Genomic DNA, 20482 nt, shown 5'->3' with positions numbered 1-20482 from the left:
TGCAGAAGGAAACTGATTAAGGTTGCACGTTGCTGGTCGTTCTTCCTGAAGCCTTGGTCGAAAGCCGGTAAACGGCCGCCGATCATTCAGCGAAGGGCAAGACAGGCGCATGTAACCACACGGCACAGATCGCCGAAACCAGAACAGGAAAGGCACAGGCCATGGTGGCATTTTTGAAATCCGAATTGTTCCTGCGCTTCGCGGGCGGTTTTGCGATCGGTGTTGTCGGGATGGTTTTGCTCCAACCCAGCGAACAGCCAATTTTGAGTAGCGCAGCGATCGCCGCGACTGGCAGTAGCAGTGCGGCGCGTTAATCGCCTTTTTCTTGCCACCTTGGCGGGGCTGGCGCTGGCAACGCCGCTGCGCGCCGAGCGCGCGGTGCTTGCGCCTGTCGCCGCAGTTGACGCGGTGCCGACCCGTGCGCTGGAAACCGCGGTGTTTGCCGGTGGTTGCTATTGGGGTGTCGAGGGCGTCTTTTCCCATGTGAAGGGCGTGCAACTCGTCAAGTCGGGCTTTGCCGGCGGGCCGAATAACCGCCGCGTTGACTATGAGATGGTGAGCGGCGGCAATACGGGCTTTGCCGAGGCTGTCCGTGTCACCTACGATCCCAAGCAGGTCAGCTATGGCACCCTGCTGCGTGTCTTCTTTTCCGTGATCGCCGATCCCACGACGCTGAACCAGCAAGGGCCGGATCGCGGCACCCAATATCGCAGCGCGCTCTATCCGTTGAATGCCGAGCAGGGGAAGGCGGCCGCCGCTTATCTCGCTCAGCTCAGCAAGGCAGGACTATGGCGCGATCCGATCGTGACCAAGGTTGAGCGTTTCACCGGCTTCCAGGACGCCGACACCTATCATCAGGATTTCATGCGCAAGAACCCGCGCCATCCCTATATACTGCGCTGGGATGCGCCCAAGCTGGCAGCGTTCAAGACGATGTTTCCAGACCTGTATCGGGACAAACCGTCCGCCTGAATGGGCGGCGCGGTTCGTCCCGACCATCCGCGCTTAAAAGTCCACCGTTGCCGACAGCCACAGCCGACGACCTTCCTGATTGATGGCATAGGCAGGCGTGAAGATCGTGGCTGTGCCGCTTTGATAGGAGACATATTCGGCATAGTCGGTGTCGAAGATGTTGTTGACGGTGGCCGCCAGACGGAAGGCAGGCGCGATCTGGTAGGAACCGCCGATGTGGAACAACTCATATCCCCGGAAATCGCCGACGGCATTTTGCTGCGCATTATTGCCGCGATAGCGACTCGACCGGATCTCGGCGCGCGCCCAGACGCTGGCTTTGTCGCCCAACTTCCAGCGGAGATTGCCGTTCAGCATATGTTTGGGCATGCCGACCAGCGGCAGGCCTTCTTCCGCGCCGCTTAGCTGCTCGCTTTCGGTGTAGGTATAGTTGGCCGATAGCGACAGGCGGGGCGTGAACGCGAAACGGGTTGCGACCTCCACGCCGCGCGTGCGCGCCTTGTCGATATTGATTGACTGGCCCAGCAGATCGACCGTCGGAAAGAAGCCGACATCCAGGCAGCCCGGCCGATTAGGATTGCCCGCAAACTGGCAGTTGGGAATGCCCGCCCCGGTCGCGATCTTGTCATCGAAATCATTGTTGAACACGGTAATGTTCCCGCTGAAAAAGCCATGGCTGTCATAATAGAGACCGGCTTCATAGCTGGTGCTGGTTTCCGGCGTGAGGCCCGGTGTCCCAATGAACGGCGTGCGGCCCTGATTGCCGAAACCGATGATCCCTTCGGCAATCTGTTCGACACGCGGCGTTTTGAAGCCGCGGCTGACGCCGCCCTTGAGCGTCACATTGTCGTTGATGTTCCACACCGCATAGGCGCGCGGCGACCATTTGCTGCCGAAGGTCGAATGATCGTCATAGCGCGCGCCGCCGGTCAGGTTGAAGCCATCCACGACCGTCCAGGTCGCTTCGGCAAAGCCCGCCCACTGGGTGAATCTGAAAGGTTTGGGCGCGACGCCCTCGACCATCCGGGCTTTCCAATATTGGCCGCCGACGGTGAAGGCGAGCGCGCCGACCTTGCCCGCGAAACGCGAATCGATGATGTCGTTGCGCGCTTCGAGCGTACGGGGGCTGCCCGGCGTCGCGCCCGGCGTACCATTGGGGATGAGGCGGCCGATGGTTTCCGTGTCGTTGCGGGTCAGCGTGGTGTCGAGTTGGCCAAAGCCCATACGCCAGCTATGGGCGATGACATAGTTGCTGCGGTTGAACTGCTGTTCGGGGGTATAGCCGCCCGACCCCAGCGTCCCCAGCCGCCCTTCGCTATTGTCGTAAGTCTGCTCGTTGCGATCATATTCGATCCACAGGTCATGATCGGCATGGGGGGTGAAAGTCAGGCGACCGCCATAGGTGTAGATGTCCGACCGCACCGGATTGCGGCCGAGCGTCAACGCTGGATCGCCGGGGATGGGGATATCCGATCCTTCGCGATGGAAAATGCTGCCGCGCAGGGTCAGGCCGACCAAATTGTCGATCACCGGACCTTGGGCAAAGCCGTTGATCGACTGGATATTGCCGAAGCGATCATCGCCCTGGATGGTGCTTTCGGCCGTGGCGGTGCCGACCCAGCGGTCGCCCACCTTGCGCGTGATGATGTTGACGACGCCGCCCATCGCGTCTGACCCGTAGAGGGTGGACATCGGCCCGCGCACGACCTCAATCTGCTCGATCGCGGAGAAGGGCGGCAGGAAGCTGGTGGAGGTTTCGCCGAAACCATTGGGGGTGACGCCGCCCGGCGCATTCTGGCGGCGGCCGTCGATCAGGACCAGCGTATAATCGCTTGGCATGCCGCGAATCGAGATGTTGAGGCCGCCGGTCTTGCCCGCTTCGCCGCCGACATCGACGCCCTGCACATCCTGCAAGGCTTCGGCCAGGCTGCCGAACCGCTTTTCCTGCAATTCCTGGCGGCCCAGCACGGTGATGCTGGCGGGGGCTTCGACGATGTCCTGGGCGTATCCGGCGGCCGTGACGACGATCGCGTTCGACTGGTCGTCGGCCTCTTCGGGGCCCTGCGCCATGGCCGACCATGGTGACAATCCGGCGACCAACGCCAGCATGCTGACGCGCAGCCGGTTGGATCGTGACAACAGCATGGAACCCCGGTTCATCAACATTCACCCCAGTTAATATTGCGAGTAAGTCGCAGTATATGAAGTGCCGGATGACGGGCAAGGGCGCGATCGTCAAGTGGGGGAGGGGTGCCAGACCGGCAGGGCAATACTTTGTTACAAATGGCGTTTCGGCAGCGCGCTACCAAAAAGGGCGGCACCTTGCGGCACCGCCCTCTGTATCTTTTGAGCCCTGACGGACGCGCTTATTTCGGCGCGAGAACCATCAGCATCTGGCGGCCTTCCATGCGGGGATAGGCTTCGACCTTGGCGGTTTCGGCGACATTTTCCGCAACCCGCTGCAGCAGGGCCATGCCAAGCTGCTGGTGGCTGAGTTCGCGGCCGCGGAAGCGCAGGGTGATCTTCACCTTGTCGCCATCCTCGATGAAACTATGGACCTTCTTCATCTTCGTATCATAGTCATGATCGTCGATGTTCGGACGCATTTTGATCTCTTTGAGTTCCTGCGTCTTCTGGGTCTTGCGAGCGATATTCGCCTTTTTCTGGGCTTCGTATTTGAACTTGCCGATGTCCAGAAATTTGCAGACCGGCGGGTCTGCGGTCGGAGAGACTTCGACCAGGTCGAGGCCGACATCGGCTGCCTGTTCGATCGCTTCCTGCGTAAACATCACACCCAGATTCTCGCCTTCCCCGTCAATCACGCGGACTTTGGGGACCGTGATGAATTCATTGTAGCGAGGGCCGGATTTCGGCGGCGGCGCCAGTGGGCGGCGCATCATTGGGGGACGTATAGCAGTATCTCCTATGGTCGTTGCAAAAACCAGTGGCTCTTAGCGGCTTTTTGGCAAAGCCGAAAGGGGTCCGTGGTCCTGCGCAAGCGGAATCACGAACCCTGTGGCATTGCTGCCTCAACACATATCGGGCGAGCGGGCTTCATTTGCAAGGCGCGAAATCACTTCGTCGAGCAAAAGGAAGGTCTGGCCATCGCTGCCCAGCACGCGCAGCGCGACCTTGCCTTCCTCCGCCTCGCGTCGTCCCACGACCAGCAGATTGGGGACTTTGGCGAGGCTATGTTCGCGCACCTTGTAATTGATCTTCTCGTTGCGGATGTCGGCTTCGGCGCGGATTCCCGCTGCGCGCAGCTTGGTCAGCACCTCGGCGGCATAGTCGTCGGCGTCGGACACAATGGTCGCAACCACCGCCTGCACCGGGGCAAGCCAAAGCGGGAAGCGACCGGCATAATGTTCGATCAGGATGCCGATGAAGCGTTCATAGCTGCCGAAAATCGCGCGGTGGAGCATGACGGGACGGTGCCGTGCGCCATCTTCGCCGACATAGCTGGCGTCGAGTCGTTCGGGCAGCACGCGGTCCGACTGGATCGTGCCCACCTGCCAGGTGCGGCCGATCGCGTCGGTCAGATGCCATTCCAGCTTGGGCGCGTAGAAGGCGCCTTCGCCGGGCAGTTCTTCCCAGCCATATTCCGGCGTGTTCAGACCCGCGGCGGCGACAGCGTCGCGCAGTTCATTCTCCGCTTTGTCCCACATCTCTTCGCTGCCGAACCGCTTTTCGGGGCGCAGCGCCAGCTTGATCGAGTAGGTGAAGCCGAAATCCTTGTAGATGCGATCGGCCAACGCACAGAAGGCGCGGACTTCCTCGACAATCTGGTCTTCGCGGCAAAAGATATGCGCGTCGTCCTGGGTGAACTGGCGCACCCGCATCAGGCCGTGGAGCGCGCCATGCGGCTCGTTGCGATGGCAGCAGCCATTTTCGTAGAGGCGCATCGGCAGGTCGCGATAGCTTTTGATCCCCTGACGGAAGATCAGCACATGCGCCGGGCAGTTCATGGGCTTCAAGGCCATCCAGTCGGCATCGTCCGATACCAGCGGGCCTTCATCCTCGACATTGGGCACTTCGTCGGGGATCACGAACATATTTTCGCGATATTTGCCCCAATGGCCCGAAATTTCCCACTGGCGCGCGTCCATCACCTGCGGCGTCTTGACCTCGCGATAGCCCGCATCGTCGATCGCGCGGCGCATATAGGCTTCGAGCTGACGCCAGATGAGATAGCCTTTGGGATGCCAGAAGACGCTGCCATGCGCTTCCTGCTGCAGGTGGAACAGGTCCATCTCTGCGCCCAGCTTGCGATGATCGCGCTTGGCCGCTTCTTCCAGCCGCGTCAGATGCTCGGCCAACTGCTTCTTGTTGAGCCAGCCGGTGCCGGTGATGCGGCTGAGCATCGCATTCTTCTGGTCGCCGCGCCAATAGGCCCCCGATACGCGCGTCAGCTTGAAGGCGTCCGGGTTGAGACGGCCGGTGGAGGCGAGATGCGGCCCCCGGCACATGTCGTACCAGCCATCACCCGAATGATAGACCGTCAGCGGCTCGTCGCCGGGCAGTTCGGCGGCCCATTCCGCCTTGAACGTCTCACCCGCAGCCTGCCACTGCGCGATCAGCGTCTCGCGGTCGATCTCCTTGCGGATCAACGGCTTGTCGGCGGCGATGATGCGGCGCATCTCTGCCTCGATCGCGGGCAGGTCGTCGTCGGTGAAAGGGCCACGATCCGCGCTGGGCGCGAAGTCATAGTAGAAGCCGTCATCGGTCGACGGGCCAAAGGTGATCTGGGTGCCGGGGAACAAATGCTGGACCGCTTCGGCCAGCACATGGGCAAAGTCATGCCGCGCCAGTTCCAGCGCATCGGCTTCATCCTTGGCCGTCACCAGCGCGAGCGCTGCGTCCTGTTCCAGCGGGCGCATGATGTCGCGCAATTCGCCATCGACCCGCGCGGCGATGGCGGCCTTGGCGAGGCCCGGCCCGATCGCTGCTGCAATATCCGCCGGAGTAGTGCCGGGCGCGACTTCACGCACGGAACCGTCGGGCAGAGTGATTTTGAGCATGGCGGACACGGGATTTCCTTGAAATACGGGCTATGTCGCGGCCCGAAAAAGCCGCGCCTTCCCCATAAATGGGCGGTTCGGCCTGTCAAGGGAAGGGGCTGGGGAATGCGCGGGCGGTGATGTCAATGTAACTTGACATGCGCGATATGAGATATGTAAAGGGTGCTTGTCATCACATGCAGGAGGGCTGACATGACCAACGCATCTCGAAACCCCGCCTATCGGCGCTATACCGGCCGCATGATCCCGCTTAGCCTTGCCTATGTCGGGGCCGTGGGTCTGGCATCCTGGCTGATCCCTGACGGCGCGGCGGCGAATGTCGCGACCGTGGCGATCGCGCTGGTGCCCGGCCTTGCCGCTTTGGGCTGGATCTGGGCGATGGCGCGCTTCCTCGTGGAACTGGACGATGAATATCTGCGCATGTTGGAAATACGCAAATTCCTGATCGCGACCGGCTTTGCCTTGGCGATCACCAACGTCTGGGGCCTTCTCGAACTCTTTACCACCGTGCCTGCGCTGTCGGTCTTTTTCGTCTGGCCCTTGTGGTGTGTGGGGCTGGCGGTGGGTCAGTTGGTCAATTGGCGGCAAACCGGCGTGGCGGGCTGTGCGTGAAGAACCGGCTGAAGCTGTTGCGCGCCGAGCGGGGGTGGAGCCAGGGCGATCTGGCTGCGCAGCTTGGCATATCGCGCCAGAGCGTCAATGCGATAGAAACGGGCAAATATGATCCGTCGCTGCCGCTCGCCTTTCGGATTGCCGACTTGTTCGGTGCGCGGATAGAGGATATTTTCCTGCGGGATGCGCAGCAGCAGGAGGCATGAATATGCGGGGCTATGGACTGGCGGCGGCGCTGTTCTGCCTGTTCGCCTTAGCCGGTGCGGCGCATTTCCGGTTGCTGCCTCTGCCTGACGGGATATTCGCCTCGGACTCTGTCGTGAAGGCAAGCGCTCGCACGGGCCGCATGGAGGGCTGGCGTTACCTGCCGGTGCTTCGCTAGATCAGGCCAGCAGCAACCGCGCTTCGTCCGGGGTTGCTTGCAGAAAGCCGACCGGGCCGCCGACATCGACGCTGCTTGGTAGGGCCTCCGCCGTCATTCCGTACAGCGCCAGCCCGCTCTGGCAGGCGCTGATCATGACGCCCAAGGCCTGGGCTTCGGCCAGCACGGCGGCGAGGTCGGGCAATCCCGCTGCCCGATGGGCGTCATCCTGGGGCGCGACGATCGGGGCGCGGAGCAGGCCTACGGCGTCGAGTTGCAGGAACAAGGCCGCCGCGCCGCCCAGCGCGGCATGGGCACTCGCCACGATCAGCGCGCCGCGCAACCGCTCGGCATCAGCCGTCGCGACGATGATCCTCAGGGGACGCATAGATGCGCGGCGCAGGCTGGGCAGGCCGGATCCTTGGGCACGTCCAGCGTGCGGAAGCGCATGGAGAGCAGGTCGGCGATCAGCAAGCGTCCGGCCATGTCCGCGCCGAACGGCACCAGCGCGCGGATCACCTCCAGCGCGGCGAGGCTGCCCATCGCGCCCGTGAGTGCGCCGATGACGCCGGTTTCCGCGCAGTTGCGCTCCGGCGCATCCTGCGCTGCGCCGACCAGGCAGCGGTAGCAGGGCTTGTCCGCCTCCCATCCGCGATAGGTGGCGATCTGCCCCTCGAACGGGCCGACGGCTGCGGACACCAGCGGAATGCGGAGCCGGTGGGCAGCGTCGGCCACTGCCAGACGGGTGGTGAAACTGTCGCTGCCGTCCAGCACCACATCGGCATCGCGCAGCATCAGCGCGGCATTGTCGGCATCGATGCGGGCGTTGATCGGGATCAGCTTCACGTCGGGGTTCAGCCGGGCGACCGCCGCCATCGCCGCTTCCGCCTTGGGCGAGCCGACATCGGGGGTGCCGAACAGGATTTGCCGTTGCAGGTTGGACAGGGCGACTTCGTCATCGTCGATCACGCGGATCGTGCCGACGCCTGCCGCCGCGAGATAAAGGATCGCCGGGCTGCCGATGCCACCCGCGCCGATCAGCGCGACATCGGCCGACAGCAACCGCGCCTGGCCCGCTCCGCCGATTTCCTTGAGGACGATATGCCGGGCATAGCGATCAAGCTGATCATCGGTAAGGGTCACGGCGCGTCGGACCAGAGGAAGCGGACCTGCGAGCGCATCCAGCGCGGCTGCGTTGCGCCGGTCTTGGGGAAGGAACCACGCAGCGAACCAAGGATGCGGCCGCTTACGAATTTCTCGATGCCGGGGCAGCGGGCGTTGACGGGTGCCACCTTCAAGGGCTTGCCGTCGCCGGTCAGTAGGAACAGCATGTCGATTTCGAGCAGGTGCGCTCCCTCATAGGGCACAGCGCCGCTGCATTCCCCGCGTCGATAGAGCTTGGCCACTTCCTCGGACCAGCGCGGCGATATCTTGCGCCCCAGCCAGTTCTCGATCACCGGCACGCTCGCCAGATCGGTCGGCATGGGCGGCGCGTCCGCGGCCGCTACCGGGGTTGCGGCCAGCATCAGCGAAAGCAGCATCGTCATCGCGTCACACTCCTGTCGAACCGAAGCCGCCCTGTCCGCGTTCGGTATCGTCCAGCCTATCGACTTCGACGAAGCTGGCAAGCTGAACGGGGGCGACCACCAGCTGGGCGATGCGGTCGCCGCGCTGGATCGGGAAGGGGGCGTCGCCAAGATTGATGAGGATGATCTTCAGCTCGCCGCGATAGTCGGCGTCGATCGTGCCGGGCGTGTTGGGCAGGCTGATGCCATGTTTGAGCGCCAGCCCCGACCGGGGGCGAACCTGCACCTCATAGCCTTGCGGAATCGCCATGGCGAAACCCGTCGCGACCGCGTGCCGCCCGCCCGGTTGCAGGATCAGTTCCTCCGCCGACACCACATCCATGCCCGCGGCATGGGCGGTGGCATAGGCGGGGACGGGCAGCCCCTCGCCATGGGGCAGGCGTTTAAGCTGGATATCAATCGGCGTGAGGGGAGAGGGCATCAGCAACCTTTTCAATGAGTTTTTGCGCGACCTGATCCTTGGGCATGACGGGCCAGGCGTCGATGCCGAACGCGGTGACGATCTGCACCGCATTGGCGTCGCCGCCCATCACGTCGCCCGATACGTCATTGGCGACGATCCAGTCCGCGCCTTTGCGGGCCAGCTTGGCTTGGGCATGTTCCGCGATCTTTTGCGTTTCGGCCGCGAAGCCGATGAGCAGGGTGGGGCGCTGGGCATGGTGGCCGAGCGTCGCGAGGATATCGGGGTTCTCGACGAGGGTGAGCGGCGCGGGCTGGCCGGAGCCATCTTTTTTGAGCTTCTGGTCGGCGGCATCGGCGGTACGCCAGTCGGCCACGGCCGCGACCATGATCGCGACGTCGGCGGGGAGGGCGCTCTCGACCGCTACCAGCATTTCGCGGGCGGTCTCGACATCGATGCGCGTGATGCCCTGAGGGGTGGGCAGATGCACCGGCCCCGCCACCAACGTCACCCGCGCGCCCGCCTGCGCGGCGGCGGCGGCGATGGCGAAACCCTGTTTGCCCGACGATCGATTGGCGATGTAGCGCACGGGGTCGATCGGTTCATGGGTGGGACCGGCGGTGATGAGGATATGCTTGCCGCGCAAGCTAACCCCGTTCGGTTCGAGCTTGTCGAGAACGTTGTGCGGCGTTCTCGACAAGCTCGAACCGAACGGAGGTGGAGAGAAATCCGGCTGTCCGTCGAGCGGATCACCGCTCTTTGACATCGCCAACAGCCGTTCGATTTCCGTAACGATCGCGTCGGGTTCCGGCAGCCGTCCGGTGCCAAATTCGCCGCACGCCATCGCACCATCGTCGGGCGTCATGATGTGGACGCCGTCGGCGTGGAGCCGTTCCAGATTGCGCTGGGTCGCGCGATGATGCCACATCCGCACATTCATCGCAGGCACCGCCAGCACCGGCTTGTCAGTCGCCAACAACAAGGTGGTGGCAAGGTCGTCGGCAATGCCGTTCGCCATCTTGGCGAGGATATTGGCCGTCGCGGGCGCGATCACGACCAGATCGGCCTGACGGCTCAATTGGATATGGCCGATTTCCTGTTCGTCCTTCAGGTTGAACAGGTCGGTAAAGACCGGATTCTCGGTCAGCACCCCTAGCGACAGCGGCGTCACGAACTGCTGCGCGGATTGCGTGAGGACAGCCCGCACCGTCATCCCGCGCTTGCGCAGCAGACGGACGAGTTCGAGCGACTTGTACGCCGCGATACCGCCGGAAATGATGAGGAGGATGCGGGGGGTCATGACTCGCGCAATTCGATTTGATCCCGGCATAGCTTTTCAAGAGCGGCCAGTTCGTTGGTCGCTGTCGCCCATATCCGGCCGGGATCGACGCGCGCATATTCATGCGCCACGATGTTGCGCAGGCCGATCATCGCGATCCAGGGCATATGATCGTGGCTGGCGCGGAAACTCGCTGACAGCTTGTTGGCATATTCACCGACCATCGACAGGCGATAGGACAGCAGATCAATATCGTCGTAGCTGTCCATGAAATGGGCGACCGTCAGCTTATCAAGATGGGCTTTGATACGTTCTGCGAGCAGCACGATCGTCTGCAAGTAGGCAAGATCACGATCTTCCGCCAGCATCAGAAAACAGGCACCGTATCTCGACTGGCATGGCGAGCAATTGTCGGCATCAGCATTTTGCGTTCTGCAAGATCGACCGAGGCACCAAGAATAGATTCCAATCGGAGTTGCAACCCGATGAAGTCGAGCAGGCTGGCAACCTTGCCTTTTTCAATGTCACACATCAGATCGACGTCGGAATCCGGGCGCGCTTCGCCGCGCGCCACCGATCCGAACAGGGCGAGCGAGGTGATACCCGCGGCGCGCAGTTCCGCCTCATGCGGTTTGATCCGGGCAATGGCTTCTTCGCGGGTCATAGCGAGGAAGATAATAGCAAAGTCGTCCCAACGCCAGCCGCCGCAGCCATGATCGCCACCACCGCATAGCGCCAGCCGCCGCCCACGCGGATGAGTTTCACTTCGGTCAGCGGGGGCGGGGGCGGGGCGCCGCCCTTTTCCGGGAAAGCGTCCTCGATCCGGCGGACGAGGCCCGGCAGTCGCTGCAAGGTGCGCCAATTTTCGATCAGCGTGTCGGCGGCCTTGGCTTCAGGCCCCAGTTCATCGCGCAGCCAGCCCTTCACATAGGGACCGCTGGTTTCCCACAGGTTGATGTCGGGGTCGAGCGAGGTCGCCACGCCCTCCACCATCACCATCGTCTTTTGCAGCAGCAGCAGATGCGGCTGCGTCTGCATGTCGAAATCGCGGGTGATGGCGAACAGCCCGTCCAGCATCCCGCCGACCGACAATTCGCGCACCGGCTTGCCGCGCATCGGTTCGCCCACGGCGCGCAGGGCGGTCGCAAATTCGGCCATATCATGGTGCGCGGGCACATATTGCGCCTCGAAATGGATTTCCGCGACACGCTTATAATTGCCGGTGATCAGGCCGTAGAGAATTTCCGCCAGCCACATCCGCGCACGCCGGTCGATCCGCCCCATGATGCCGAAGTCGATCGCGACGATGTCGCCATTGGCGGTTACGAACAAATTGCCCTGATGCATGTCGGCGTGGAAGAAGCCCTCCGCAATCGCCTGCCGCAAGAAGGCGTTGACCAGCCGCGCGGCGATGGCGGGCAAGTCATGCCCCGCCGCGATCAACGCTTCGCGGTCGGAAATCTTGATCCCGTCGATCCATTCCATCGTCATGACCTTGCCGGTCGTCCGATCCCAATCGATCGTGGGAATGCGATAGCCTGGTTCCGCCACCATCGTTTCGGCGAGTTCCGACGCGGAGGCGGCTTCCCGCCGCAGGTCGAGTTCGCGCGCGGTCCAGCGCTTCATATTGGCGATGACCAGGCGCGGGCGCAGCCGGGCGATTTCACCGCCCAATTGCTCGATATGGGCCGCGGCCCATTCATAGGTCATGATGTCGCGGTTGAATTGTTCCGCGACGCCGGGGCGGATCACCTTGACCGCGACATCGCGGCCATCGGTGGTGAGCGCGCGATGCACCTGCGCGATGGAGGCTGCACCCACCGGCGCTTCATCGAAGCGGGCATAAATGGCCTCCAGCGGTCGGCCGAAGCTCGTTTCGATCTGCTTGCGGATGGTGTCGAACGGGACGGGCGGCAGCGCGTCCTGCAGGCGCAGCAGGTCAAGTGTCGCTTCCTCCCCAACCAGATCGGGCCGGGTCGCGAGCGTCTGTCCGAGCTTGATCGCGGCTGGGCCGATCGACTGGAAGGCATCGGCATAGCGCGGCTGCTTGGGCACGCGGGCACCGAAACGGGCAAGCCGCACGAGCCGCCGCACCGACGCTGGCGTCAGCGGGTCGCGTTCGATTCCGCGCAGCGCACCATGGCGCGCCAGCGTGCGCCCCCATTTGAGGAGCCGCCAGATGTGGGTGATGTGCGACGTCATGCGGGGATCAAATCTTCCAGCCCGAATGGATCGCGACCAGGCCGCCCAGGATCGGCTCGACCTTGGTCTGCACGAATCCGGCGTCGCGGATCATGCCTTCGAACTTGGGCATGGGCGGGAAGCGGCGGATCGATTCGATGAGATAGCGATAGCTGTCGGCGTCATTGGCAAACAGTTTGCCCAGTTGCGGCACCAGCTTGTGCGAATAGACGTCGTAAACGTCCGAAAAGCCCGGCCAGGTCGTGGTCGAAAATTCGAGGCAGAAGAAGCGCCCGCCAAATTTCAGCACGCGATGCGCTTCCGCCAATGCCTGGTCGATATGCGTCACGTTGCGGATGCCGAAGGCGATCGTATAGGCATCGAAACTGCGATCGGCGAAGGTCAGTTGCTCCGCATTCTGTTCCGACCAGAGGAGGCCTTCCAGCCCCTTCTTCTTGGCGCGCTCCAGGCCCACGCCCAGCATTTCGGGGTTGATGTCCGACACGGTGACGTCGGCCCCATATTTATGCATGCGAAAGGCGATGTCGCCGGTGCCGCCCGCCATGTCGAGGATCGCTTCGCCCGGCCGCGGTTTGACGCGGGCGACGAACTGGTCCTTCCACAAACGATGCGCGCCCACCGACATGGCGTCGTTCATCAGATCATATTTGGCCGCGACATTGGAAAAAACCTCGCCAACCATGGCCTGTTTTTCGGCGGCATCGACGTCCCGATAGCCAAAGGATGCTGTTTCGCTCATAATTGATCCTCTAGACAGAGATTGCGTGCCATTCCAGCCAAGAAGCTGGGAATTGGAAGCGCTCTTGCCTAGATGGTCCTTATGCCAGAGCTTCCCGAAGTCGAAACCACCGTTGCGGGCCTTCGATCCGTGCTGGAGGGCGCAGTCCTTGCCCGTGTCGAACCGCGTCGCGCGGACTTGCGCTTTCCCATCCCTGTGGACCTGCGCCAGCGGCTGACCGGCGCGACGGTCACGGTGCTGACGCGGCGCGCCAAATATGGGCTGATCGCCACCGACCGGGGCGACATGATGATCTTTCACCTCGGCATGTCGGGCCGCTGGCGGGTGGACCCGACCGAGATCGGCACGCACGATCATCTGATCCTGGAGACCGGGGCAGGGCGGCAACTGGCGCTCAACGATCCGCGTCGCTTCGGCTTTATTGATCTGGTGCGCAGCGAGGCGTGGGACACCTATGCCCCGTTCACCCGGATGGGGCCGGAACCATTGGGGCCTGATTTCAACGCCGCCTATCTGGCGGCCGTGTTGAAGGGCAAGGGGACGTCGATCAAGGCGGCGCTGCTCGACCAGCGAATCGTGGCGGGCCTGGGCAATATCTATGTGTGCGAAGCGCTCAACATGGCAGGCATTGCGCCGACACGGGCGGCGGGGAAGATCAGTCGTCCGCGCCTCGTCCTGCTGGTCGATTCGATTCGCACGGTATTGGCGGCCGCGATCGTCGCGGGCGGATCGACGCTGCGCGATTATGCGCGGCCGGACGGCGAATTGGGTTATTTTTCTAAGCAGTGGCGCGTCTATGGTCGTGAAGGCGAACTATGCCCCTGCGGCGGCACGGTGCAGCGGCGCGTCGATGGTGGGCGATCGACCTTTTTCTGTCCGACATGCCAGCGGTGAAGCGGGTCCGACTGGTTGACGACCGGAACGAACCCCTGTAAGGCGCGCACCTTCATGAGGCGGGTTGGCGAGTCCGACTGGTCTCTTTTCAAATAGTGATGAGAACCGAGGACTCTAAATGGCCAATACGCCGCAAGCCAAGAAGCGCATCCGCCGCAACGAACGTCGCGCCGCAATCAATGGTGCCCGCATCAGCCGGATCCGCACCCTGGTGAAGAAGGTGGAAGCCGCTCTCGCCGCTGGTGACAAGGACGCTGCCACCACTGCGCTGCAGTCGGTTCAGCCGGAAATGGCACGCGGCGTCGCGCGCGGCGTGATGCACAAGAACACCGCTTCGCGGAAGTTCGGCCGCCTGACCAAGGCTGTCAGCGCGCTCGCCTAAGCCTTCTCCCGTTTCCAGGGACTGAACAAGCCCGCTCCCATGAGGGAAGCGGGCTTTTTCGTGTTCATTCACAAGACGGTCACACAGCGGACACAAGCAATTCCCGCGATTCGACTGGTATCCCCAAGATAATAACCAAATAACTAACTCAAAAATGGCGATATTTTCGCAACTAACCCTTTTCCGCGGGTTTGCCGAGTCAACGGCTTTATTTCATTTTTTTGAACCGCCGCGCCCTTGATTGGAGGGAGCCGCCCTGTCTATTTTCGACATCCGGCCGCCGTCGAATCATCTCTGTGCGGCCGTCATTTAGTCAGTGGATGGGATGGACTCGGCAAAGCAGGGGCTTTTGCCGAAAGGGTTCGTTCGCGTCGCTGGTTCCTGCCCGTAGGCAGGGGGCATATTGGTAGGGTCGGCACGATAATGACGGAAAATATAGGCGTGGTGGATTGGCAGGAGGATGCAGGGGGACAGGCACATGCCGACCTCGAAACCACCTGGACGATGATCCGCGCCGGTCTGCGCCGCGACATTGGCGCGCGCATGTTCGACCAATGGCTAAAGCCTGTCCGGCTGGGCGATTATTGCCCCGACTCGCAGACGCTCGATTTGCTGGTTGCGACGGATTTCAGCGCGAATTTCGTGACGGGCCAGTTTGGCGACCGCCTGCGCATGGCGTGGCGCAGCGCCGGGGCGGAGGTGCGCGACATTCGTGTCCGCCGTGCCCCCGACGCCAGCGGCCCGCGACTGCTCGACGTGACGACCGTTGAGCCGGTCATCGACCTGTTGCCGCAAGCCGTCGCCAGCGCCGTCAATTTCACGCCGCGCCATGGCTTTGCCGACTTCGTGGTGGGCGAGAGCAATCAACTGGCCTGCTCGGCCGCAAAGGCGATGGCAGCCGAAGCGCAGCCGCGTTTCAGCCCGCTGTTCATCCAGGGCGGCACTGGCCAGGGTAAGACGCATCTGCTGCATGCGATTGCGGCAGCCTTTGCCGCACACTCGCCCGGCGCGCCAGTTCTCTACATGTCGGCCGAGCGTTTCATGATGGAGTTCGTCAATGCGATGCGCGCCAATGAAACGATGGCGTTCAAGGCACGGTTGCGCGCGGCGCGGCTGTTGCTGATCGACGATATCCAGTTCATCGCGGGCAAGGGGTCGACGCAGGAGGAGTTTCTCCACACGATCAACGATCTGATCGACACCGGCGCGCGCATCGTCGTGACCGCCGACCGGGCACCCCAGGCGCTCGAATCGATCGATCCGCGCATCCTGTCGCGCCTCGCCGGTGGCCTCGTGGCGGATATCCAGCCCGCCAGCCTTGAGCTGCGCCTGGCGATCCTCGAAGCCAAGCGCGCGGTGGCGGGCGATCCGCCGGTACCGGATGCCGTTATCGACTTTCTCGCCCGCTCGATCCGGTCGAACGTGCGCGAGTTGGAAGGCGCGTTCAACAAGCTTGTTGCCTATGGCCAGTTGACCGGTCGGGCGATCGACCTGGACTTTGCGCAGGGGATGCTGGCCGACGCCGTGCGGGCCAATGCCCGGCGCATCACCGTGGACGAGATCCAGAAGGTCTGCGCCGCGCATTTCCGGATCGACGTGTCGGAAATGCGCTCCAAGCGCCGCGCTCGCGCCGTCGCCCGGCCGCGTCAGGTGGCGATGTATCTCGCCAAGAAGATGACGCCGCGTTCGCTGCCCGAAATCGGCCGCATCTTTGGCGGGCGTGATCATAGCACGGTGATCCATGCGGTCCGCACGATCGAGCAGTTGCGCGAGAGCAATCCCGATATCGACGCTGACGTCCGCGCGCTGTTGCGCCAGTTGGAGGGCTGAGGGGCTGGCGTCGGGCGCATGAAGGGCTAGGCTGGCGGCATGATTCGCTCCCTTGCCCTTTGGCTCGCCGTATTCCTGACCCTCTCGCCCGCCTTGGCGCAGGCACCCGCCGATGTGCGGGTAGCGCTCGACACAGCGGCGGGGCGGATCGTGATCGCCGTCCATGCCGACAAGGCGCCCGTCACCGCCGCCAATTTCCTCGCTTATGTCGATCAGAAGCGGTTGGACGGCACCGTCTTCTATCGCGGCGTCGGCGCCGCCGATTATGGCTTCGTGCAGGGCGGGGCACAGAATGACCCCAAGCGCATCCGGCCGCCGATCAAGCATGAACCGACCAGCCAGACGGGCCTCACCCATGATGAGGGCGCGCTGTCGATGGCGCGCTATGCGCCGGGGAGCGCGACCGGCGACTTCTTCATCGTGCTGGGCAAGATGCCCGCCATGGACGCCCAGCCGGACGCGCCGGGCGACAATCAGGGTTTTGCCGTCTTCGCCCATGTGGTCGAAGGGATGGACGTGGTGAAAACCATTCTGGCCGCGCCCAAATCTGCCACGGCAGGCGAGGGCGTGATGAAGGGCCAGATGCTCGAAGCGCCGGTCAAGATCCTGACGGCGCGCCGGGTGCCGCGATAGCAATCAGCAGATAGAATATGCACAGCACTGCGACTGGCAAGAGGATAGCCGCCCAGAAGCATCCTTTCCCGCCGATCCGGCGAGCGAGCTGCGCCAAGGCATCCCATATCGTTTCAAAAATCGTGGCGACAATCCAGTCGATCATGACCGACCTTTCTGATCGATGATGCGCGTTACCGCCATGTCGGCGGTGACATTGCCGACGGTGCGGAAGATGTCGGGCACCGTCTCCACCGCCAGCAGCAGCGGCAGCGCCTCTACCGGCACACCCATGGCGAGGCAGATGGGACCAGTGGTGGTGAAGAAGCTCACTTGGCTCGGCAGGCCGACGGCGGCCAGGCTGACAATCGCGGCGACCGCCACGCCCATCGCCAATTGCACCGGCCCCAGCGCCACCCCGTTCATTGCCGCGACATAGAGGGCGACACCCAGATTGGCGGGCGGGCTGGTAATGCGGAATAGCGATATGGCGAGCGGCAGGACGATGCTGCGCGTGGTCGGGCGGACGTCCAGCGGTCCGTCGCTCGCCTGGATCATAGCGGGCAGCGAGGCGATCGAACTTTGGGTCGAGAAAGCGATGGCCTGAGCCGGGAAGGCGGCGCGGGCGAAGCGGCCGGGCGCGATTCGGCCGAGCAGCGTCACCAGCGGATAGACGAGCAGGGTGACGACCAGGCAGATCAGCACGATGAAGACGATATAGTGGAGCAGCGCGCCAGCGGTGGCGAGGCCAGACCGCGCGCCCGCCACCAGCGCCAGCGCGAACACGCCGATGGGGGCGAGCCACAACACCCATTGCACCACGACCAGCAGCGCATCGGTCAGCGCGTCGAACAGGCCGGTCAATTGCGCACGGCGGGCGTCGGTGATGCGGGTCACGGCAAAGCCGAAGATAAGCGCGAACAGCACGACGGCAACGACCTCGCCCTCGGCGGCCGCCTTGATCGGATTGGCGGGGATGAAGCCCAGCACCCAGTCTGCCGATGGCCGCACGCCGGGCACCTCCGCCGCGCCCTGCGCCCCCGTCAACATGCCCACCGCGCCTGCGGGGACTGGCCACAGCTGCAGCAGCAACGGCCCAACGAGCGCAGCGACAGTGGAGGAGGCGACCAGCAGGATGGCGAACAGAGCAATGGCGCGCCCGGCCATGCCATTGGTCCGCGCAGTCGTGGCCGCCTGCGCGATGCCCGTGACCAACAGCGCGAAGATGAGCGGAATGAGCGGCATTTGCAGGCCGTTGAGCCACGCCTTGCCGACCGGCTGCGCGACGGACAGCAGCGGCACGTCCCACCCCTGACCCCACTCGGCCAGAGCGATTCCACCCGCAAGGCCCAGGATCAGCGCGACAAGGATGCGGACGGTCAAGGACATGGACGAGCGCTCCCTTTTCAGCCGCAAAACGGACCAGACGGGACTATGCCGCTATCTACCTGTCCATCAAGGGAAAGATGGAGAGCGTGTTTTCACTCCTCGCCGAATTTGTCTTCGACCAGGCTCACCAGTTTGCCGAGCGAATCATGCGCTTCGGGGCCAGTGGCCTTGATCGTGATGCTGTCGCCCATGGCGGCGCCCAGCATCATCAGGCCCATGATCGACGTGCCGGTGACGTGGCTGCCATCCTTGCTGACGATGATGTCGGCGGGCAGGCCGCTTGCCAGGGTCACGAATTTGGCGCTGGCGCGGGCGTGGAGGCCGCGCTTGTTGCTGATACGCACTTCCTGGCTGATTTCATTCATGTGGTGCTGCCCAACAGTTCCGACGCTACGCTGATATATTTCTGCCCTGCTTCGCGCGCGGCGGCGACGGCGGCGCGCACATCCATGACCTTGCGCGCGCTTTCGAGGCGGATGAGCATGGGCAGGTTGATGCCTGCGATCACCTCGATCTCACCGGCTTTCAGCAGCGAGATGGCGAGGTTGGATGGGGTGCCGCCGAACAGGTCGGTGAGCAGGATGACGCCGCTGCCGTCATTGACGCGCGCCACGGCGGTCGCGATGTCCGCGCGGCGCAGTTCCATATCGTCTTCCGGCCCGATGCAGATCGTTTCGATCTGCTGCTGGGGGCCGACGACATGTTCCATCGCGACGACAAATTCGGTCGCGAGCGACCCATGAGTGACGAGTACGAGTCCGATCATCTGCTTTTGCGGCCCACCTGCTTCATGACGTTGCTTTCGGGCCTCCCGGACGACGCTTCTCCAGACTATCCTGCGGCGTCGATTCAATATTGCGGTGCAGGACCGTGGGCGAAAAGCCCGCATCTTGCAAGTAGCGTGCGACACGATCAGCAACATGGACCGAGCGGTGCTTGCCGCCGGTGCAGCCGAAGGCGATAGTGATATAGGCTTTCCCGCCCTCCGCATAGCGCGGCAACAGGGTGGCGAGCAGATCCTCGATCTTGCTGACCGCCTGCTCATAGGCCGGGTCAGCCGCGATATAGGCAGCGACGTCAGGGTCGAGGCCGGTGCGCGGGCGCAAGGTTTCGTCCCAGTGCGGATTGCGCAGGAAGCGCATGTCGAACATCAAATCGGCATTGCGGGGCACGCCGCGCGAAAAACCGAACGACAAGATGGTCAATACCGGATCGGACAGCCGCTCGCGCGAGAAGCGGCTGCGGATTTCCTGTTGCAGCGCGTTGCTGGTGAAACTGGTCGTGTCGATCACCTGGGTCGACCAGCGGCGCAGCGCCTCGGTCAGTTCGCGCTCGCGGGCGATGCCGTCGGCCGCCGGGCGATCGAGCGCGAGCGGATGGCGGCGGCGCGTTTCGGCGAAGCGGCGTTCCAATTCGCTGTCGGAGCAATCGAGGAACAGGGTTTCGACATCATGGCCATGGCGTTCGCGCAGCGCCTTGATCCGCCGCACGATGGCACCGGCGTCGAAGCCACGGGTGCGCGCGTCGATGCCAAGCGCCAGCGGCCGCTCATCCTCGCCCGCATAACCGGCGGGCAGGGGGGTGTCGAGCAGCCGGTCGAGCAGGACGAGGGGGAGATTGTCCACGACTTCCCAGCCCATATCCTCCAGCGTCTTGAGCGCGGTGGTCTTGCCCGCGCCCGACAGGCCCGAGAGCAGCAGGATGGATTTGGGGTGCGAGAGAGTCATGCGATCGGCACCGCACGCAGCAGCCATTCGACCTTGATCGGGGCGGAGGCTTCGAACGGAGCGACCTTCCAGACCGGGATCGGCAGGCCCGCGATCGTGCGCAGCAAGGGTTCGAGCGGCATGCGATCGACCTTGTCGAACAGGTCGATGAGCAAGGCGACGGGGACATCATCGACATGGGGCATGGCAACGATGCCCATGCCGCGTATCTCGATCTGGCCCGCGATCCGGTCCGGTGCGCTGGCAAGCAATTGGCCGTCGATGCGCTTGAGCAGCGTATAGTCGTCGCTGACCAGTGTTGCGCCGCGATCAATCAGGCGCAGGGCGAGGTCCGACTTGCCGACGCCGCTCTTGCCACATAGCAGCACGGCGCGGCCTTCTATGGCCACGCTGGTCGCATGAAGCGTTTCGGATGACAATGCGCGCGCCATAAGTCGGCCGCCCTTCTACCCTGTGTTGGCGGCCTTGCAAACGACATT

Annotated in this window: 26 protein-coding genes; 9 read left to right on the top strand and 17 right to left on the bottom strand. The window is 63.4% G+C overall.

The features are described from left to right. Positions 1–161: 161 nt before the first annotated feature. Together J2W40_RS03120 and msrA are read left to right on the top strand one after the other, a co-directional pair. On the top strand, positions 162–314 hold the full coding sequence (locus J2W40_RS03120) for a hypothetical protein (RefSeq protein ID WP_310221941.1): 153 nt from the start codon (positions 162–164) through the stop codon (positions 312–314). Continuing rightward, on the top strand, positions 301–972 hold the full coding sequence (gene msrA, locus J2W40_RS03115; protein WP_310221940.1) for a peptide-methionine (S)-S-oxide reductase MsrA: 672 nt from the start codon (positions 301–303) through the stop codon (positions 970–972). Before J2W40_RS03120 ends, msrA begins: the two co-directional genes overlap by 14 nt. 33 nt (positions 973–1005) lie before the next feature. Here msrA and J2W40_RS03110 read toward each other — a convergent pair whose 3' ends face one another. The 3 genes from J2W40_RS03110 to thrS all read right to left on the bottom strand — a co-directional run bounded on the left by J2W40_RS03110 (position 1006) and on the right by thrS (position 5990). Continuing rightward, positions 1006–3081, bottom strand: a complete 2076-nt coding sequence (locus J2W40_RS03110; RefSeq protein ID WP_409050334.1) for a TonB-dependent receptor domain-containing protein — start codon at positions 3079–3081, stop codon at positions 1006–1008. A 257-nt stretch (positions 3082–3338) separates the two neighbouring features. Further along, positions 3339–3872, bottom strand: a complete 534-nt coding sequence (gene infC / locus J2W40_RS03105) for a translation initiation factor IF-3 (protein WP_310221938.1) — start codon at positions 3870–3872, stop codon at positions 3339–3341. Positions 3873–4001: 129 nt separating this feature from the next. Next, on the bottom strand, positions 4002–5990 hold the full coding sequence (gene thrS / locus J2W40_RS03100) for a threonine--tRNA ligase (RefSeq protein WP_310221965.1): 1989 nt from the start codon (positions 5988–5990) through the stop codon (positions 4002–4004). 192 nt (positions 5991–6182) lie between these two features. Here thrS and J2W40_RS03095 point away from each other — a divergent pair, with 192 nt between their 5' ends. The 3 genes from J2W40_RS03095 to J2W40_RS03085 are packed head-to-tail and all read left to right on the top strand — an operon-like array spanning position 6183 to position 6984. Beyond that, positions 6183–6602: a hypothetical protein gene (locus J2W40_RS03095; protein WP_310221937.1), complete on the top strand. Its 420-nt coding sequence runs from the start codon at positions 6183–6185 to the stop codon at positions 6600–6602. After that, positions 6599–6808, top strand: coding sequence for a helix-turn-helix transcriptional regulator (locus J2W40_RS03090; protein ID WP_310221936.1), 210 nt, complete (start codon positions 6599–6601; stop codon positions 6806–6808). Before J2W40_RS03095 ends, J2W40_RS03090 begins: the two co-directional genes overlap by 4 nt. A gap of 2 nt (positions 6809–6810) precedes the next feature. Then, the gene (locus tag J2W40_RS03085; protein ID WP_310221935.1) at positions 6811–6984 is read left to right on the top strand and encodes a hypothetical protein; all 174 of its coding nucleotides are present in this window, start codon (positions 6811–6813) and stop codon (positions 6982–6984) included. 1 nt (position 6985) lies between these two features. On the opposite strand, the gene J2W40_RS03080 is transcribed toward J2W40_RS03085, so the two are convergent. The 9 genes from J2W40_RS03080 to J2W40_RS03040 are packed head-to-tail and all read right to left on the bottom strand — an operon-like array spanning position 6986 to position 13169. Then, the gene (locus tag J2W40_RS03080) at positions 6986–7351 is read right to left on the bottom strand and encodes a DsrE family protein (RefSeq protein WP_310221934.1); all 366 of its coding nucleotides are present in this window, start codon (positions 7349–7351) and stop codon (positions 6986–6988) included. Then, positions 7339–8106 carry a HesA/MoeB/ThiF family protein gene (locus J2W40_RS03075; protein ID WP_310221933.1) on the bottom strand — a complete coding sequence of 256 codons (768 nt, stop codon included), beginning with the start codon at positions 8104–8106 and terminating at the stop codon, positions 7339–7341. Before J2W40_RS03075 ends, J2W40_RS03080 begins: the two co-directional genes overlap by 13 nt. After that, positions 8103–8510: a hypothetical protein gene (locus J2W40_RS03070; RefSeq protein ID WP_310221932.1), complete on the bottom strand. Its 408-nt coding sequence runs from the start codon at positions 8508–8510 to the stop codon at positions 8103–8105. Before J2W40_RS03070 ends, J2W40_RS03075 begins: the two co-directional genes overlap by 4 nt. 4 nt (positions 8511–8514) lie before the next feature. Beyond that, complete coding sequence (dut, locus tag J2W40_RS03065; protein WP_310221931.1) at positions 8515–8970, bottom strand: dUTP diphosphatase; 456 nt, start codon at positions 8968–8970, stop codon at positions 8515–8517. After that, a complete protein-coding gene (locus J2W40_RS03060) occupies positions 8945–10249 on the bottom strand; it encodes a bifunctional phosphopantothenoylcysteine decarboxylase/phosphopantothenate synthase (protein WP_310221930.1) in 1305 nt (434 codons plus the stop codon). Before J2W40_RS03060 ends, dut begins: the two co-directional genes overlap by 26 nt. Continuing rightward, entirely contained in the window at positions 10246–10596 is a 351-nt protein-coding gene (locus tag J2W40_RS03055) for a HepT-like ribonuclease domain-containing protein (protein WP_310221929.1), read from the bottom strand. Before J2W40_RS03055 ends, J2W40_RS03060 begins: the two co-directional genes overlap by 4 nt. Continuing rightward, on the bottom strand, positions 10596–10892 hold the full coding sequence (locus J2W40_RS03050) for a nucleotidyltransferase family protein (protein ID WP_310221928.1): 297 nt from the start codon (positions 10890–10892) through the stop codon (positions 10596–10598). Before J2W40_RS03050 ends, J2W40_RS03055 begins: the two co-directional genes overlap by 1 nt. Further along, entirely contained in the window at positions 10889–12430 is a 1542-nt protein-coding gene (gene ubiB, locus J2W40_RS03045) for a 2-polyprenylphenol 6-hydroxylase (protein WP_310221927.1), read from the bottom strand. The genes J2W40_RS03050 and ubiB overlap by 4 nt, the downstream gene beginning before the upstream one ends. Before the next feature lie 7 nt (positions 12431–12437). Next, positions 12438–13169 carry a class I SAM-dependent methyltransferase gene (locus J2W40_RS03040; protein WP_310221926.1) on the bottom strand — a complete coding sequence of 244 codons (732 nt, stop codon included), beginning with the start codon at positions 13167–13169 and terminating at the stop codon, positions 12438–12440. Positions 13170–13250: 81 nt separating this feature from the next. On the opposite strand from J2W40_RS03040, the gene mutM reads away from it, so the two are divergent. The 4 genes from mutM (at position 13251) to J2W40_RS03020 (ending at position 16908) form a co-directional block, all read left to right on the top strand. Further along, a complete protein-coding gene (gene mutM, locus J2W40_RS03035) occupies positions 13251–14063 on the top strand; it encodes a bifunctional DNA-formamidopyrimidine glycosylase/DNA-(apurinic or apyrimidinic site) lyase (protein ID WP_310221925.1) in 813 nt (270 codons plus the stop codon). Positions 14064–14181: 118 nt separating this feature from the next. Continuing rightward, on the top strand, positions 14182–14445 hold the full coding sequence (gene rpsT, locus J2W40_RS03030) for a 30S ribosomal protein S20 (protein ID WP_310221923.1): 264 nt from the start codon (positions 14182–14184) through the stop codon (positions 14443–14445). A gap of 423 nt (positions 14446–14868) precedes the next feature. After that, on the top strand, positions 14869–16275 hold the full coding sequence (gene dnaA / locus J2W40_RS03025; protein WP_310221922.1) for a chromosomal replication initiator protein DnaA: 1407 nt from the start codon (positions 14869–14871) through the stop codon (positions 16273–16275). Between the two features lie 39 nt (positions 16276–16314). Beyond that, entirely contained in the window at positions 16315–16908 is a 594-nt protein-coding gene (locus J2W40_RS03020) for a peptidylprolyl isomerase (protein WP_310221921.1), read from the top strand. Positions 16909–17049: 141 nt separating this feature from the next. Here J2W40_RS03020 and J2W40_RS03015 read toward each other — a convergent pair whose 3' ends face one another. From J2W40_RS03015 to J2W40_RS02995, 5 genes are all read right to left on the bottom strand, one after another. Then, the gene (locus tag J2W40_RS03015) at positions 17050–18276 is read right to left on the bottom strand and encodes a dicarboxylate/amino acid:cation symporter (RefSeq protein WP_310221920.1); all 1227 of its coding nucleotides are present in this window, start codon (positions 18274–18276) and stop codon (positions 17050–17052) included. Between the two features lie 92 nt (positions 18277–18368). Next, positions 18369–18641, bottom strand: coding sequence for an HPr family phosphocarrier protein (locus tag J2W40_RS03010; protein WP_037477255.1), 273 nt, complete (start codon positions 18639–18641; stop codon positions 18369–18371). Continuing rightward, entirely contained in the window at positions 18638–19042 is a 405-nt protein-coding gene (locus tag J2W40_RS03005; RefSeq protein ID WP_037477253.1) for a PTS sugar transporter subunit IIA, read from the bottom strand. The genes J2W40_RS03010 and J2W40_RS03005 overlap by 4 nt, the downstream gene beginning before the upstream one ends. A 22-nt stretch (positions 19043–19064) precedes the next feature. Beyond that, a complete protein-coding gene (gene rapZ, locus J2W40_RS03000) occupies positions 19065–20003 on the bottom strand; it encodes an RNase adapter RapZ (RefSeq protein WP_096063224.1) in 939 nt (312 codons plus the stop codon). Then, positions 20000–20434, bottom strand: coding sequence for an HPr kinase/phosphorylase (locus J2W40_RS02995; protein ID WP_310221919.1), 435 nt, complete (start codon positions 20432–20434; stop codon positions 20000–20002). The genes rapZ and J2W40_RS02995 overlap by 4 nt, the downstream gene beginning before the upstream one ends. Positions 20435–20482 lie beyond the last annotated feature (48 nt).

The organism is Sphingobium xenophagum, from assembly GCF_031457465.1.
GTDB classification, from domain to species: domain Bacteria; phylum Pseudomonadota; class Alphaproteobacteria; order Sphingomonadales; family Sphingomonadaceae; genus Sphingobium; species Sphingobium xenophagum_A.
The sequence above is the reverse complement of the archived record's forward strand: the minus strand, read 5'-3'. Positions and strand labels throughout refer to the sequence as shown.

Excerpts from the sequence above, each read along its gene's own strand:
- J2W40_RS03120 (WP_310221941.1), top strand. The coding sequence starts at position 162 with ATGGTGGCATTTTTGAAATCCGAATTGTTCCTGCGCTTCGCGGGCGGT.
- J2W40_RS03110 (WP_409050334.1), bottom strand. The coding sequence starts at position 3,081 with ATGCTGGCGTTGGTCGCCGGATTGTCACCATGGTCGGCCATGGCGCAG.
- infC (WP_310221938.1), bottom strand. The coding sequence starts at position 3,872 with ATGATGCGCCGCCCACTGGCGCCGCCGCCGAAATCCGGCCCTCGCTAC.
- thrS (WP_310221965.1), bottom strand. The coding sequence starts at position 5,990 with ATGCTCAAAATCACTCTGCCCGACGGTTCCGTGCGTGAAGTCGCGCCC.
- J2W40_RS03095 (WP_310221937.1), top strand. The coding sequence starts at position 6,183 with ATGACCAACGCATCTCGAAACCCCGCCTATCGGCGCTATACCGGCCGC.
- J2W40_RS03085 (WP_310221935.1), top strand. The coding sequence starts at position 6,811 with ATGCGGGGCTATGGACTGGCGGCGGCGCTGTTCTGCCTGTTCGCCTTA.
- J2W40_RS03080 (WP_310221934.1), bottom strand. The coding sequence starts at position 7,351 with ATGCGTCCCCTGAGGATCATCGTCGCGACGGCTGATGCCGAGCGGTTG.
- J2W40_RS03070 (WP_310221932.1), bottom strand. The coding sequence starts at position 8,510 with ATGACGATGCTGCTTTCGCTGATGCTGGCCGCAACCCCGGTAGCGGCC.
- dut (WP_310221931.1), bottom strand. The coding sequence starts at position 8,970 with ATGCCCTCTCCCCTCACGCCGATTGATATCCAGCTTAAACGCCTGCCC.
- J2W40_RS03060 (WP_310221930.1), bottom strand. The coding sequence starts at position 10,249 with ATGACCCCCCGCATCCTCCTCATCATTTCCGGCGGTATCGCGGCGTAC.
- J2W40_RS03055 (WP_310221929.1), bottom strand. The coding sequence starts at position 10,596 with ATGCTGGCGGAAGATCGTGATCTTGCCTACTTGCAGACGATCGTGCTG.
- J2W40_RS03050 (WP_310221928.1), bottom strand. The coding sequence starts at position 10,892 with ATGACCCGCGAAGAAGCCATTGCCCGGATCAAACCGCATGAGGCGGAA.
- ubiB (WP_310221927.1), bottom strand. The coding sequence starts at position 12,430 with ATGACGTCGCACATCACCCACATCTGGCGGCTCCTCAAATGGGGGCGC.
- J2W40_RS03040 (WP_310221926.1), bottom strand. The coding sequence starts at position 13,169 with ATGAGCGAAACAGCATCCTTTGGCTATCGGGACGTCGATGCCGCCGAA.
- mutM (WP_310221925.1), top strand. The coding sequence starts at position 13,251 with ATGCCAGAGCTTCCCGAAGTCGAAACCACCGTTGCGGGCCTTCGATCC.
- rpsT (WP_310221923.1), top strand. The coding sequence starts at position 14,182 with ATGGCCAATACGCCGCAAGCCAAGAAGCGCATCCGCCGCAACGAACGT.
- dnaA (WP_310221922.1), top strand. The coding sequence starts at position 14,869 with ATGACGGAAAATATAGGCGTGGTGGATTGGCAGGAGGATGCAGGGGGA.
- J2W40_RS03020 (WP_310221921.1), top strand. The coding sequence starts at position 16,315 with ATGATTCGCTCCCTTGCCCTTTGGCTCGCCGTATTCCTGACCCTCTCG.
- J2W40_RS03015 (WP_310221920.1), bottom strand. The coding sequence starts at position 18,276 with ATGTCCTTGACCGTCCGCATCCTTGTCGCGCTGATCCTGGGCCTTGCG.
- J2W40_RS03010 (WP_037477255.1), bottom strand. The coding sequence starts at position 18,641 with ATGAATGAAATCAGCCAGGAAGTGCGTATCAGCAACAAGCGCGGCCTC.
- J2W40_RS03005 (WP_037477253.1), bottom strand. The coding sequence starts at position 19,042 with ATGATCGGACTCGTACTCGTCACTCATGGGTCGCTCGCGACCGAATTT.
- rapZ (WP_096063224.1), bottom strand. The coding sequence starts at position 20,003 with ATGACTCTCTCGCACCCCAAATCCATCCTGCTGCTCTCGGGCCTGTCG.
- J2W40_RS02995 (WP_310221919.1), bottom strand. The coding sequence starts at position 20,434 with ATGGCGCGCGCATTGTCATCCGAAACGCTTCATGCGACCAGCGTGGCC.